Origin of the sequence: Chryseobacterium sediminis (assembly GCF_008386505.1) — a bacterium.
In the GTDB taxonomy this organism is placed as follows: domain Bacteria; phylum Bacteroidota; class Bacteroidia; order Flavobacteriales; family Weeksellaceae; genus Chryseobacterium; species Chryseobacterium sediminis.
This window is the reverse complement of the sequence record NZ_VUNZ01000002.1, coordinates 158,246-173,119: the sequence shown is the minus strand read 5'-3', so window position 1 is coordinate 173,119 and position 14,874 is coordinate 158,246. Positions and strand designations below refer to the sequence as shown.

The 14,874-nt window shown below is 34.9% G+C and carries 7 protein-coding genes and 1 riboswitch; of the genes, 3 read left to right on the top strand and 4 right to left on the bottom strand.

From position 1 onward, the window contains the following. Nucleotides 1-28 precede the first annotated feature (28 nt). The gene (pckA, locus tag FW780_RS12885; RefSeq protein ID WP_149833961.1) at nt 29-1,645 is read left to right on the top strand and encodes a phosphoenolpyruvate carboxykinase (ATP); all 1,617 of its coding nucleotides are present in this window, start codon (nt 29-31) and stop codon (nt 1,643-1,645) included. 50 nt (nt 1,646-1,695) lie between these two features. On the opposite strand, the gene FW780_RS12880 is transcribed toward pckA, so the two are convergent. Together FW780_RS12880 and aroQ are read right to left on the bottom strand one after the other, a co-directional pair. Then, the gene (locus FW780_RS12880) at nt 1,696-2,133 is read right to left on the bottom strand and encodes a hypothetical protein (RefSeq protein ID WP_149833960.1); all 438 of its coding nucleotides are present in this window, start codon (nt 2,131-2,133) and stop codon (nt 1,696-1,698) included. 61 nt (nt 2,134-2,194) lie between these two features. After that, nucleotides 2,195-2,602 carry a type II 3-dehydroquinate dehydratase gene (gene aroQ / locus FW780_RS12875; protein ID WP_149833959.1) on the bottom strand — a complete coding sequence of 136 codons (408 nt, stop codon included), beginning with the start codon at nt 2,600-2,602 and terminating at the stop codon, nt 2,195-2,197. Between the two features lie 244 nt (nt 2,603-2,846). Further along, nucleotides 2,847-2,945: riboswitch (SAM riboswitch) on the top strand. Nucleotides 2,946-3,028: 83 nt separating this feature from the next. On the opposite strand from aroQ, the gene FW780_RS12870 reads away from it, so the two are divergent. Both FW780_RS12870 and FW780_RS12865 read left to right on the top strand, forming a co-directional pair. After that, a complete protein-coding gene (locus FW780_RS12870; RefSeq protein ID WP_149833958.1) occupies nt 3,029-5,962 on the top strand; it encodes a SusC/RagA family TonB-linked outer membrane protein in 2,934 nt (977 codons plus the stop codon). A gap of 17 nt (nt 5,963-5,979) precedes the next feature. After that, complete coding sequence (locus tag FW780_RS12865) at nt 5,980-7,473, top strand: RagB/SusD family nutrient uptake outer membrane protein (protein ID WP_149833957.1); 1,494 nt, start codon at nt 5,980-5,982, stop codon at nt 7,471-7,473. A 194-nt stretch (nt 7,474-7,667) separates the two neighbouring features. Here FW780_RS12865 and FW780_RS12860 read toward each other — a convergent pair whose 3' ends face one another. Continuing rightward, nucleotides 7,668-8,084, bottom strand: a complete 417-nt coding sequence (locus tag FW780_RS12860) for a hypothetical protein (protein WP_149833956.1) — start codon at nt 8,082-8,084, stop codon at nt 7,668-7,670. Beyond that, nucleotides 8,085-14,873, bottom strand: a complete 6,789-nt coding sequence (locus FW780_RS12855) for an RHS repeat-associated core domain-containing protein (RefSeq protein WP_241676906.1) — start codon at nt 14,871-14,873, stop codon at nt 8,085-8,087. Between the last annotated feature and the right edge of the window lies 1 nt (nt 14,874).

Below are 14,874 nucleotides of genomic sequence, written 5' to 3'. Positions count from 1 at the left end.
CAATAAAGAAATAGAAAATATAAGTAAAATGAAAAACACTAAAATCATCCAGGATTTAGAGAAATTAGGGATTAAAGGAAACTATGAAGTAGTGTACAATCCTTCTTATGAAGAATTATACCAGGCTGAAGTTTCTTCTGAAAATCAGGGATTTGAGAAAGCTGAACTTACAGAATCTGGCGCGGTGTCAGTAAAAACAGGAATTTTCACAGGTCGTTCACCTAAAGACAGATATATTGTTCAGGATGATGTTACAAGAGATACAATTTTCTGGGACGGTAAAGTAAATTTACCTACAACAGCAGAAATTTTCGGGTCTTGTAAAGAACTAGTGCTGAACCAGCTTGCTGAATCTAAAAAGATTTATGTAGTAGATACATTCTGCGGAACAAATGCCGATACGAGACTTAAAGTAAGATTTATCGTTGAAGTTGCATGGCAGGCACATTTTGTTACTAATATGTTCATTCGTCCTTCTCACTATGAGCTTGAAAACTTTGGAGAGCCTGATTTCACAGTAATCAACGGTTCTAAAACAATAAACCCTAACTGGGAAGCTCAAGGATTGAATTCTGAAAACTTCATCATGTTCAACCTTACTGAAAAACTACAGATCATTGGAGGTACTTGGTATGGAGGTGAAATGAAGAAAGGAATGTTTGCAATGATGAACTATTACCTTCCATTAAAAGGTATGGCTTCAATGCACTGTTCTGCAAACGTTGGTGAGCAAGGTGATGTAGCTTTATTCTTTGGTCTTTCAGGAACAGGAAAAACTACTTTATCTGCAGATCCGAAAAGATACCTTATCGGTGATGACGAGCATGGTTGGGATAACAACGGAGTATTCAACTATGAAGGAGGATGCTACGCTAAAGTTATCGACTTATCAGAAGAAAAAGAACCGGATATCTTCGCTGCCATCAAAAGAGATGCTCTTCTTGAAAATGTTGTTGTAAACGATGGAGTAGCTGATTATACAGACGGATCAATTACAGAAAATACAAGGGTTTCTTATCCTATTTACCATATCAACAAGATTGTATTGCCTTCTAAAGCAGGACATGCTAAGAAGATCGTTTATCTTTCTGCAGATGCATTCGGAGTACTTCCTCCGGTTTCCATCTTGAATGAAGATCAGGCTCAATACCACTTCCTTTGCGGTTATACATCAAAACTGGCAGGAACAGAAAGAGGAATTACAGAACCTCAGCCATCTTTCTCTCCGGCATTTGGTGAAGCATTCCTTACATTACACCCAACAATGTATTCTAAAACATTGATCGGTAAAATGAAAGAACACGGTGCTAAAGCTTATTTGGTAAACACAGGTTGGAATGGTACTGGAAAGAGAATTTCTCTGAAAGATACAAGAGCAATCATTGATGCAATCATTGATGGTTCTATTGATAATGCTCCTAAAACTCAGGTTCCTATTATGAACCTTGAGATTCCTACTGAATTGCCAAATGTTTCTACAGGTATTTTAGATCCTAGAGATACTTATGAAAATGCTTCGGACTGGGAAGAAAAAGCAAAAGATCTTGCTTCAAGATATATCAAAAACTTTGAGCAATATTGTGATACTGAAGAAGGTAAGAAATTAGTTGCTTCAGGTCCTCAATTACAGGAACAAACTATCTAATAGTTACCTATAACATACAGAAAAGCCTCATCATTGATGAGGCTTTTTTATTAATATTTTTGACAGTTTTCAATCAATTCATCCTGTTCATCAAGTTTTAAGACTGTTGATTTGATTGATTCTTCAGTTAAATGTTTTATGATCATAAAATGTTTTGAAGAAAAGTAAGATTCTTCGTCCAATATCTTATCTAAATGCTTTGGAGTTGTGAAAGTCATCCAGTATTTTGCTTTGTTGGAAAAAGTAATAGTTACTTCTATGGCATCAGATTCAATATTTTCTATTGGATCATCTATGTTAATAGAAATTATTTCAGGTTCATTGTTTGCACTAAAATAAAATTGTGAATACCATTTCAGTTTTCCTTCATCATTCTGAACCTTTATATCTTCAGTACTTATTTCTTCAATAATATAAGATTTTCTTTTTGTTAATTGCCCGGAATATACCCCAATGCAAGTGCAGTAAATCTTGTCCTTTATCTTCATAAATTATTTTCTAATTATCCACATACATCTGTGAAAATCTGTGCAATCTGTGGTTTAAAACTTATTTTAAACTCAATAAAGCCAATCTATACCCATCCATTCCAAAGCCGGATAAAACGGCATCAGTATTAGCTGCTGTTACGGATTTTTGTCTGAACTCTTCTCTTTTGTAGATATTACTGATATGAACTTCTACTTTGGGTTTTTGAATATTTTTTAAACAATCAGCAATAGCATAGGAATAATGGGTGTAAGCTCCCGGATTAATCACTACTGCATCAAAATCATCTTCCTGAAGCCTGTCGATAAGTTCTCCTTCAATATTTGACTGATAATATTTTAATTCATGAGACTGAAACTCGGATTTTAAAGTTTCCAAATAGTTTTCCATAGAGACATTTCCATAGATTTCCGGCTCTCTGGTACCCAACAGATTGAGGTTAGGCCCGTTTATAATCAAAACTTTCATACTATAAAATTAAAAACTTTTTTTAATTAATGATCAAAAATTTCCGCACAGATTAGCTTTTGTTCAATTGGATTATTGATAATGATATTTATCATGTTTAATAAAATGATAATGTTTACAACTCCTTATAGTAATGGGTTTTATTAAAATCTTATGTTAATTTTTGAAAATTTATCATGAAAAAACAATAAGTCTACTTGTTTTGTAGACTAAAAGTTTTTAGCTTTGCAACCATATTTCGATCGGCTTATAAAGAAAGATGGAGGGAACTGACCCTGTGAAGTCTTGACAACCTACCCACAGGGCAAGGTGTTACATTCAGCCTTTTAAGGAAAAATAAGCATTTGGTTTATCGTATTTATCGATACCCTTTGCTGACTTTTCTGCAAAGGGTAAAATTTTAAAATATGATAAATGAAATTGATTATGATTAGCAAAAATTTATTCATTTCTAAAGCTTGGATTCCTCCGGTTGCTGCATTCTTTCTGGGAGTAACCAGTGTACATGCACAAAATTCAAAGCCGAAAAAGGATAGTCTTCATGAAAAAGAGATTGACGAAGTTGTAGTGGTGGCCTATGGAAAAGCTAAAAGAAACAGCTATACCGGTTCTGTAGCAACAATTTCCAGTGATAAAATCAATAACAGACCTGTAACCAATATTACCAAAGCATTGGAAGGGCAGGTTGCAGGTATTCAGACAACAAGTTCATCAGGACAGCCTGGAGCGGTTTCCACCATCAGAATCAGAGGGATTGGTTCTATAAGTGCTTCCAGTGACCCACTATATGTAGTAGATGGAATTCCTTTTGACGGAAATATTAACTCTATAAGCCCCAGTGATATTGAATCCATCAGTGTTTTGAAAGATGCTACAGCGAGTGCGTTGTATGGATCAAGAGGAGCAAACGGGATAATCATTATTACCACAAAATCAGGTAAAAAAGGAGAAGCAAAAGTTAATTTTAATATCAGTCAGGGATTCTCCGGAAGAGCTGTGAAAGATTACGAACAGGTAAGTACAGACCAATACTTTCAATTATATTGGGAAGCTTTGAGAAACGGATATCAGTCCGGAAAAGTGTCTTCTCAACAGGCTGCGCAGATGGCAACAGACAATCTTGTTTCTACACTTGGAATCAATCCGTATGGAACAGCATATCCAAAACCTGTAGGAACTGATGGAAAATTATTATCCGGTGCATCTCCTCTTTGGAATGACGACTGGAGAGATATTTTGCAGAGAGTTGCTTCAAGAAATCAGGTAGATCTTGATATCAGTGGCGGAAGTGAAAAAAGTAATTATTTCTTTTCACTGGGTTATCTGGATGATAAAGGAATGGCGATTGAGTCAGGATTTAAAAGGTATAATACCAGATTAAAGATCAATTCTGAAGTGAAAAAATGGCTGAATGTTGGAGTAAACTTAAGTTATACAAACAGCATTCAACAAGCGCCCACTTCTTCAGACTCCAAGGCTAGTAATATCATTAATGCCGCAAGATTTATTCCTTCATTCTATCCTTATTATGAGAGAAATGCAGACGGAACTTATATTTTAGATGCAGATGGAAACCCGATTTATGATTTTGGAAAATACAGACCTACTAATGCGCTTCAGAACCAGAATGCAGCTGCAACTTTGCCATTAGATAAAAACGAAAATAAAGAAGATAACTTTTCAGGAAAGGGTTTCATGGAGTTTACTTTCTTGCCGGAGTTGAAATTTAAAACAAGTTTCTCTGTTGATCTGGTGAATTACAACGGACATTATTATTCAAATCCATTGTTGGGACAAGGTGCTGAGATTGGAGGTTCGGTAACAAAAACAAATACCAGAACACTTTCATATACAACCAGCAATATTCTGACATACGATAAGAAATTTGGAAAACATCATGTAAATGCTTTAGCGGGACATGAATTCTATAAATACGATTATCAGACTATTTCCGGAACAAGAAGTCAGTTTTCTCTGCCTTATTATTATGAGCCTGATGCTGCTTCTTTATTGGGGAGCTTCAGTGGAAACAGTAATAAATTGAGCTTATTGAGTTTCCTTGGAAAAGTAGAATATGACTACAATAATACCTATTTCTTATCTGCATCAGGAAGAGCAGACAGTTCTTCGAGATTTGCTAAGGATAACAGATGGGGAAGGTTCTGGTCAGTAGGAGGTTCATGGAAAATTTCAAACGAAGAATTTGTCAAAAGTCTGAATGTCTTCAATCAATTGACATTGCGTGCCAGCTATGGAGGACAAGGAAATGATAAACTACTTAGACCTAATGGGCAGCCACTTTATTATGCTTATCAGGAGTTGTACAGATTTATCAGTCTTGGTGGTGAACCGGGAACAACATTGGAAAAAACAGCTACCAATAATGTAAAGTGGGAGACCAACCTTAATTTAAATGTAGGATTGGAATTCGCTGTTCTGAATAACAGAGTTAAAGGAAATATTGAATATTTCAAAAGAAAAAGTCAGGATCTTCTGTTTAACATGCCAGTGGCACCATCTCTGGGAATTAGTGATTATCCCGCCAATATTGGAACTATCCAAAATACAGGATTTGAATTTTCATTATTCACTACACCCATTAAGAATGATAATTTCCAGTGGAATGTAGATGTAAACCTAAGCACCTTAAACAATAAAGTGACCAAGTTACCTGGCGGTTCCCTTGTGGTAGGAAGTAAGTTATTAACGGTAGGAGGCTCTGTGTATGATTTCTTTATCCCAGAATGGGTCGGGGTAGATCCAAGCAATGGAAAACCATTGTGGAAAACGGTTTCTACAGATGCCAACGGAAATTCAATAGAAGGAACTACTTCAGAGTATTCAAAAGCAACAAAACTTTTACAAGGTTCTGCTTTGCCTAAACTGACAGGAGGAATCAGCACAAGCATCACTTATAAGAATTTTGATTTTTCAGGATTACTGACATTCAAAATCGGTGGGAAAATACTGGATACCGATTATACTTCTATCATGCATAACGGAAGTGCTGGCGGACGTGCATGGAGCGCTGAAATGCTGAACAGATGGACACCTGAAAATCCTAATACAGATGTTCCAGGGTTGAGTACGACAACGAATAACTGGACTTCTACGTCTTCAAGATTCCTATATTCCGGAACGTATGCAAGACTTAAAAATGTGAGTTTAGGTTATACGCTTCCTGAAGATTATTTTGAGAAAATAGGACTTAAAAAATTCAGAATTTATATTCAGGCAGAAAACCTTTTAACCTTCTATAAACATAAAGGAATGGATCCTGAACAGGCTTTGGATGGAACAACCTATTACAGGTATCCTGCAATGAGAACGATCACTTTTGGTCTTCAGGCAACCCTTTAATCTTTAAAATTGAAACAATGAAAAAATTAAAATATATATCGTTTGTGCTTATCGGGTTTTTGTCGTTGACAAGCTGTGAAAATGATTTGGATACAGCGCCAACTGATCAGGCCAACAGCGTTGAGGTTTTCAAAACAGCCGAAAGCGCTGAAACGGTAGTGAATGGTACTTGGGCAAAATTTAATAACGATGGGACTACCTATGCTAATATCGGATATTCTACAGTTTTAAGAGTTAGTGATGCGATGGGAAGTGATGTAGCGGTATTGACTAATAAATATGGCTTCGCTTCTACGTATGCTTTTACAGAAATGGTGAACAGTACGGCAAGCAGACCTTTATTTATCTGGACGATGTTGTATTCTACGATCAATAATATGAACAATGTTATTACAAGAATTGACGGAACGGAAGGTAGTCAGGAGAAAAAGAATCAGGTGAAAGGGCAGGCAAAAGCATTACGTGCTTTCTGTTATCTGAATCTTGCCAGCTTTTATCAGTTCAGTTATCTTAAAGACAAGTCAGCGTTGACAGCTCCAATTTATACTGAACCATCCACCACAACTACAGTAGGGAAGAAGAGGGCAAGTCTTGAAGAGATTTATACTTTGATTAAAAGTGATCTTACTGATGCCGATAATCTGTTGAAAACTTATACAAGGAACAATAAGGATAAGATCAATCGTGCCGTAGTAAATGGACTTTTGGCCAGAACTTATCTGAATACCGGTGAATGGAGTAAAGCTTCAGCATCTGCGAAGATTGCAAGAGAAGGATTCCCTCTGATGGCTCCGGAAAAATATAAAGATGGCTTTAATGATATCAACAATGCAGAATGGATTTGGGGACACGGGCAAACGCAGGAACAGTCTGATGCAAGTTATGCCTTCCATTATCTGGATGTGTCTTCATCAGGAAGTTATTATTACAGTTTTATGGCGGATCCTTATTTTAAAGATCTTTTTGATGCCAATGATATCAGATCTCAGTTATTTTCATGGGACGGACAAAAAGGAAGAGAAGGATTGCTGAGGTATGCTAAGTTTAAATTTAAGCCAACCCTTATTGCAGACATTGTTTACATGAGAGCTGCCGAAATGTACCTGATTGAAGCTGAAGCTGAAGCCAGAACTGGAAATACTTCTCAGGCAGTAGCGGTACTGAACCAGTTGAAATCTGCCAGAAATGCCAATATTTATAATGGTTCATTATCACAGAATGCGGTAGTAGATGCAGTTCTTATTGAAAGAAGGAAAGAATTATTCGGAGAAGGGTTCTCACTTTCAGATATTATCAGAACGCAGGGAACAGTAGTAAGAAAACCATTTGTAGATGCTGATGGTAAACCGATAAAAGTTCAGATAACTACACCGGAAGGAACCGTGAAAACAGTAGACGGTAAAGGACATTCTGTTCTCGACTTTCCGGATAAATCTGCTTTCACTCCAAATAGCAATTATTATTTATTCAGTATTCCACAAAGAGAATCTGAAAACAACCCGAACTTATAAGAGGACATACTTATAATTAGATTTGATTTTTAGCCACTGCGATTGCGGTGGTTTTTTTGATTTTAAAATAAAAGATAGTTTAAGTATAAATAAACATAAACCACCCTTATTAAAGAGTGGTTTATGTTTTTTAACAGAATGGAGATTTTATATTTAAAAGTTAAGTTTATCTATCTGTTATTAAGGGGTGTTGTTTATTTTTTTAATAACCATTGGTTGGTAATAGTTGGTTTCCATCCTTTAATTTTTCCTATCTTAACAGAGTCTTCTTTTGAAAAAACATAACAATCAAAATACATAATGCTGTCACCTTTTATAATATAGCATTGATTACTATTTGAGAGTTTTCGGAAATAAAATTGCTTTTTAATACTATTCAAAACAAAATCCGAATTTCTAATACTGATTCCATCATCTTTGGAATCAGTATGTATATTTAAATATAAGGATCCTCCTTTTATTCGAGAAATATCATATATCTTTCCTTTCATTTCCATAGGAAAATAATCGGATTTCATTTCATCAGTGAACGAATTGGAATTTAAATTATTATAAATTATAACAATAATAAATAATAATACGACAACTAAGTATTTAATATTCTTTTTCATTTATTTATAAAAATTAGTATGTGTACGTGTCCATTGAAATCCGCCTCCTAAGCCTACAGAAACATTAACACCTGACCAAGATCTTTTAGATAAATCAAACATTGATTTAAAACCCGATTTATCAGCTTCATAATTTTTTGGTGACCAAAAAGTGCTTGCTCCAACATTTTTTACATTTTTTACATCAGCCGAAACTGAAAATGAGTATCCAGTATAGTCACTAGATTTTAAGTTAGCATCGTCAAAATAATCTCCCAAAATACCATAAACACTATATTGCCCCGAAATTCCAACATTTCCTCTTTCTGCGGTAAAAGTACTCCAGCTGCCTGCGTTTACACCATCAAGGAAAAATACGAACTCAATTGATTTTCCTCCTCCCATTGCGAAAGTAAAGTCTCCTCCAATACCAATTCCTACTATGTCTATGTCTGGTAGAGCTTTATACATTTCGTTCAAATTTAACGCCCTTCCAATGGATTTATATGGAACTTTGATTGTTGCATTATATTTTTTTGTTGCATATTTAGCGATGACATTATCATCATCATCAACAAACTTAATTCCATGAAAGAAGGTCTTGTGTGCTAGAAAATTAAAAGCAGTAACCATTAATCCCTGTCCTGCGCCTACCCAAAAGTTTCCTCCTCCAAGTACAGAACCAACGCCACCACTCACAGCTCCGTTGAATAGAGCAAAACCATCACTTCTGAGTATATTATTTTCTCCTACTTTTTTTACACCCAGATCTAACAAATCATTAGATGCGCTTGCAAAGGCTCCGCTTAAAGCTCCACTCCAGAAGTTTCCGCCCTGCATATAGGAAAGCGTTCCTTGGGTTATAGCGTGGGCTCCGGCTTTTGCAATGATTAGACTTGTTTGGCTTAATGAATTTGCTATCTGTCCTCCTGCTCTAAAAAGTTCACCGACACCAAATGTTAAATAAGAGGTCATAGCAGCAAGAGTTACCGATTGATATAAACTCCCTATGTTAACTGGCCTGTTCATAATATAATCACCGGTAATGGAAGTGACAATTGCGGCGGCAAATGCAACAAGCATAGCGGCAGGAAGTGCATACTCACCATTAGGATCATTAAACATTAATGGGTTATTCATTACATATCCATATTTGTTATAACTCTGTGTATTGTAAGCGTCCTGAATATTTTCATCTGCATTTAAGAATCTCCTTAATAACGGATCATATAGTCTTCCATTCATATGAATGATTCCAACTTCCATAAAATGTTCATGAGAAGTATAACCTCTTTCGAGTAATAACCCTCCGGTGTTTACAATTTCCTGTATTTTATTTACATCAGTTATTATCTGCCCGTTGCCAATCTGAAGATGAGTTAGGTTGCCCCAAGCATCAAAGTGCCTTTGTTCCAGTTTGTTTCCGGCTTCATCACTAATGGCTAAGATACTGCCTAAATAATCCTTATGCAAGAATTTGTAGGAAGCGGATGTTTCATTATAATTCTTAACATAAATAATAGAGCTTTCGTAAGGAGATCCACCAATATAAAGAATATGTTTTTCCTTACCTGTGATATTGTCTTTTGTTACTTCGAAGCTTCCGTCTTCACTATAGAATTTAGTGAATTTTCCATTTCCGTCAGCATTAAAATTGCCTCCGTAAGTAACCCTTTGTCTCATTGCAGTTAATCCATATTGGAAGGCAACATCACCCTTCATTCCATCAATGAATACGGGATCATTATTTTCATTATAAGCGATAGTTTGAATTAAATCATTATTATAATTTTGTTCTCCTGCAGTATTTAAGGTCATTCCTGTTGGCTGGTAGATCTTAGTTGAATTTTCAAATTTGATTTTTCCTACCTGATTATTTTCTAAGATTCTTCCTTTTGCATCATAAGTATTCAGGATTGCATTTTGTGTTTTAGTTCCTGTTACAGGGTTGCTCCAATTGATAAGCCTGTTGTTGTTGTCATAGTCAAATGATTCCGGGATATAAAAATCTCCTTCTGTACTTCTAGATTCCAGCTCATTTTTAATAGGATTAAAAGTGTATGAAAGTCTTAAAATATGTGGTTTAGCTGCTGATCCATGATTTACCTGGCTTAAAGTTCCATCAGGTTCATATGTTTGATTAATCTCAGCCGCTCCCAATTGAGCCTTGAGAACATGTCCTTTTGCATCTAAATTTTTAAGTTCCCATAAAACTTTCCCTGAGTTTTTATCCTTGATCTGATATAAATCTCCATTCCAGGCACTATAAACATTTTCTATCTGGACTTTAGTTAATACTCCTGCAGAGAATAGTTGCTTTTCATAAGACGTAACCCTTAGTTTATCATCATAAGTAATTCCTTTTTGAATAAAATATCTTTCATTACTGCTTTCAGAGGATGATAAGATTCTGCCTTGTGGATCGTAAGTAATAGTCGAACTATATGTTTTTCCATTGGATGTTCCTGATTTTGAAGTTAACCTTCCTTTGTCATCATATACAAACGATATTGTTTTATTGGTAGCTTGCCCACCATCTACTGTAGAGATCTCTTTTTGGGAGATTAATTGCCCCAGATTATCATAGATGTACTCTTTTGTTCCTTTAGGGCTGGTAACCTTTTTAGGTTGTCCAAATCCATCATATTCGTATTTGTAAATACCGTTGGATGGGTCATTAAACTCTGACTTTCTTCCCCAGGTATCATATTTTGTTGTAACAATATTTTCAGCATATTGAGCTTTGATCTGTTCACTTGCTGCATTGTAGGAGAAAACTATGGATCCGCCTGGATCTGTTGTGGATGTGGTATTTCCCAAAGCATCCGTGGTTTTGTATGTAACCCTATTGTATCCATTAAGTTCGGTGGAGGTAGTTATAGTTCCTGAAACAAATGTTTCCATCTGTTTTCCAGAAAAAGAAGAAATTCCACCCCAGTTATTGAGTGTTGCCAATGCTGTGGTTTTAACTTTAGCAGGATAAAAAGAATCATTATATTCTATAACATTCCATTGCCATGGGCTCAATCCTTCGCCATAAGGTTCGCTTTCAGCTTTTTTTCTTCCCAAGACATCATATTGAGTATCCATAGAAATATAATAGCCTTGTTCAAATGCTTTTGTACTTGTTCTGTATTCCTGCCCCCATTTATTGGTGTATTTTTTTGAAATATTTCCGTCAGGGTCATACTGAATTACTATGGAATTATATTGTTGATCTTTTTTATATTCATTTGTAGTCGTTCCTCCTAAATTAGTTTTGGACTTTAAAACTTTTCCCCAACCATCATATTCATTTATTAAAGTATTTCCAAGAGGATCAGTTTGTTTTGTAACAAGTCCCCAATCATTGTAGATGATGTTGGTTTGTAGACCTAGATTATCTGTTTTCTTAGTAACAAACCTTCCTTTTTCATCATATTTATTACTGCTGGTTTGAGTTTGAGAATCCAGACTGTTGCTTGCTATTGTTTCTGTAATATTTCCAAACCCATCATAGTTATATGAATCTAACAGATATCCTGTATTATCTCTATTCCAGACTTTAAGAGTTTTTAGAAGGTTGTTTTCATAAGTATATTCTTCTTTGGTAGATTTAGTGTCTCCATAAGCTTGATTTGTATCTGTTTTGCTTTTAGGTTTACCAATACTATAATTGCTTCCCGGAGTTGTATTAGCTGGATAATATTCTAACTGTGTTGTTAAAATAGCATAGCCATCGTTAATCGTTTTTACAGATTTTTTTGGAAAATATAAATTGTCATATTCTTCTACCTTATTAACGGTTTTAATATCTCTCAGAAAATCTTTTGAAACTGTAATATATGGATTAATTGCAGTGACAATTTTAGGTTTATTGACAGGGGTTATTGTATTTGTAACGACAGTCCCGTTTAAAAGTTTGTCAATCTTATAATCGCATTGTTTGAAAGATAATAATTGATAATTATTCAGTGAAATGTCATCGGGAAATATCTTGCTCTCGTCAGTAGTTCTGATAGACCAGTCTTTATATGGAAGCCCTTCATTTAGCGGATTAATTTCAGAACCATTCCATATTTTAGTATTTACAAACAGGTCAGTGAAAAAAGTAGATCTTGCTGTTTGTCTAAAGCCTATGATTCCTCTTCCATTAAGATTTCCAATAAGATCCCTGTACCTGAATTCTTGTTTTCTTTCTCCCTGAGTAACTGCAGAAACTACATAGTAGTTGAAGTTTTGAATTATGTTTGCATATGGATAGAAAATAGGTGATGTAGTGTAATAAGATTTATATACATTACCATTGACTAAATTTGAATAATCAATTTGAGTTTTAATTCCACTTTGGCTGATTGACTTTATTCTTGAAATAACATCCGTTTTTGCCTCTAAATTCCAGGTGATTAATTTTGTCTTATGTAAAATAATAAATTCAGTGTTTAATTTCGATAACCTGAAAGATCCAAACATAGGAGTATAATGTTCTCCATATTTTGAATAGTTAATGTCTTCGTCTTCAATATTTCCTGCATCTGTTGCTTCTTTAGGATTGAGATTATAATTAAATGTAAAAGTTGGCTTACCTGTAGAATCTACACCAGTATTTCTAAAATAATTAAATCCATAGCTTGAATCAGGATTATTTACGCATGTTAGACAATCTCTAAACCATTTCTGTGATTCAAATACTAAAAAATCACTTTTCCCATCTTTATTTAAATCCGGAGCCCAATAAGACCTTAAAGTATTTCTGAATTTTCTTCCGGCACCAGTATCTTCCGGCTTATATAAAAAAAGATTTGAATAGTATTGTTGAACAAATCCTTTCCCCGAGGAAATATACATATTCCAATCAGAAGAATCTATTGCTACAGGAACTAAAATATCTGTTTTTCCATCACCGTTATAATCTCCTATGATTGGTGGAAGACTGCCATTATATCCGCTATTTCCAGCTTGGATATCAGGATATATTTTCTCAAATTTAGAATTTTGTATGTCGAAGGTTAGAAATGTTAATATTCCAGGTAGTCTATGTAGAAGTTCGATTTTCCCATCTCCATCAAGATCTATATTTATGGTATTTTTATAATCAACATAAAAATTAGCATCGTTAATGGGAGAGAATATATTATTTTTAAAATCAACATAAAAATTCATATCTACGCCTGTAGTTTCCGGCCATGTATAGCTGGAATTGTAATCCTGACAGGTCCACATATGTTCATTTTTGATCATGAGAATTAACTCAGATATACCATCACCATTGAAATCTACTTCTTTTGCATCTATTCTATTGGTGCTGCCGTCAAAATGGCATCTAAGCTCATCTGGGTCCGCAGCTTCAAAAAGCTGTGGATAAGCAGTTAAATCAATATCTTTAGTTGCTATATTAATAAAAGTATTGTTAGCATACTTGTAAAAGTAAATAGTACTTTTCTTTAAATTTCTATTTATAGCCCCTGTTATTAGTACCTGGTCGCTAAAAGGTGTGTTAGTATCAGCATATGTTCCTATGGATAATGCCGTTCCGGTGTAATTAACATTTACAAAATTACCAGTTCCGTCTAATCTTCCCAGCATTAAAGTTTTTCCATTAAGGAAATCCAGTTTACCATCTCCATTAAAGTCTCCAGAAAGAACGTTATCCCCACGAATATTATCAAATCTGTCATCTTGTCTGAATAGGTTGCTGTCAATGCCGGCTGGGTCAGGCTCGTTTTCAAAAATTATAGGATTTGCTGGTTCGTTATTCGAATTGTATTCAGTTATCTTATTAGCAAATAGATAGTTTGTGTTATTATTGGTATATTCTACTTTATATCTCTTGAACTGGCTTCCGTTTGAAGTTACTTTAATTTCTTTTAATAAGTTGTTTTGTATAAGGCTTACTCCATTTATATAAGATTGTTCTCTTACAGATCTATTGATATATGTGAATTCGATTGTATTGAAATGGGGTTTATTTAAATTCTCATTTCCTCCCCATGATATATTATGTATTGTAGTGACCCCATTTCCTTGTATATAATTATAAGAAATATAGTTCCCTTGGCTATCCTTCCACATATTAATGTTGTACTCAATAGAAGTTCTGGCATCTGCATTCAGTCCATATAAAGCTTGAGAGCCATCTTCAAAAGTTACGTCAAAATAAAGAGGTCCGGTTTGTCCAGAATTTTGCCCGATTGATTTTATCTTAATATTAGAATATTTTTCTGTTACATATTCTGCTCCATCTTTACCATATTCTCCAGATTTTAGAATCAATCTTTGTCCATTAAAACTATAATAATCTGAATAATTTAATTGGATTCCTTTGGATTCTCCATCCTGTTCAATATTTTTTCCAATTCTTGAGATGGTTGTAATTCCTGAAATATTCCATCCATATCCTGCAATCCCATTTCCTGAACCGCTGGTATACATCAGGTTTACCTGTGGTGCTACATTTTTAATGCCTGGTGGAAGAGCTATAGGTAATGTAAATTGGAGTTGTCCGGCTTGATTGACTTCTATATTTCCTTTGGTATCATGAAATTTAATGCTGTCGGCAACAATTGTTCCAGAAGGATTATTAGCCCCCGCATTTGAATCCGTAGGACCTCCTCCCGGATTCTCTGTTGCAGGCCCGATCTTGGCTACAAAAGGATTGGAAATAGAAGCTTTAGCCTGAAACCCTGGAGCAAGTACCACTGTTTGTGGATCCTGAACTGTACGGGATGTAGTTTCTGCCTGATACAGTATGGTCTGTGAAAAGCCCAAAACTGAACATAATGACAGAATGAATGATGAAAATAATTGTATTTTCTTATCGTAAAGTTTCATG

Coding starts and splice junctions, on each gene's coding strand:
- pckA (WP_149833961.1), top strand. CDS start 29: ATGAAAAACACTAAAATCATCCAGGATTTAGAGAAATTAGGGATTAAA.
- FW780_RS12880 (WP_149833960.1), bottom strand. CDS start 2,133: ATGAAGATAAAGGACAAGATTTACTGCACTTGCATTGGGGTATATTCC.
- aroQ (WP_149833959.1), bottom strand. CDS start 2,602: ATGAAAGTTTTGATTATAAACGGGCCTAACCTCAATCTGTTGGGTACC.
- FW780_RS12870 (WP_149833958.1), top strand. CDS start 3,029: ATGATTAGCAAAAATTTATTCATTTCTAAAGCTTGGATTCCTCCGGTT.
- FW780_RS12865 (WP_149833957.1), top strand. CDS start 5,980: ATGAAAAAATTAAAATATATATCGTTTGTGCTTATCGGGTTTTTGTCG.
- FW780_RS12860 (WP_149833956.1), bottom strand. CDS start 8,084: ATGAAAAAGAATATTAAATACTTAGTTGTCGTATTATTATTTATTATT.
- FW780_RS12855 (WP_241676906.1), bottom strand. CDS start 14,873: ATGAAACTTTACGATAAGAAAATACAATTATTTTCATCATTCATTCTG.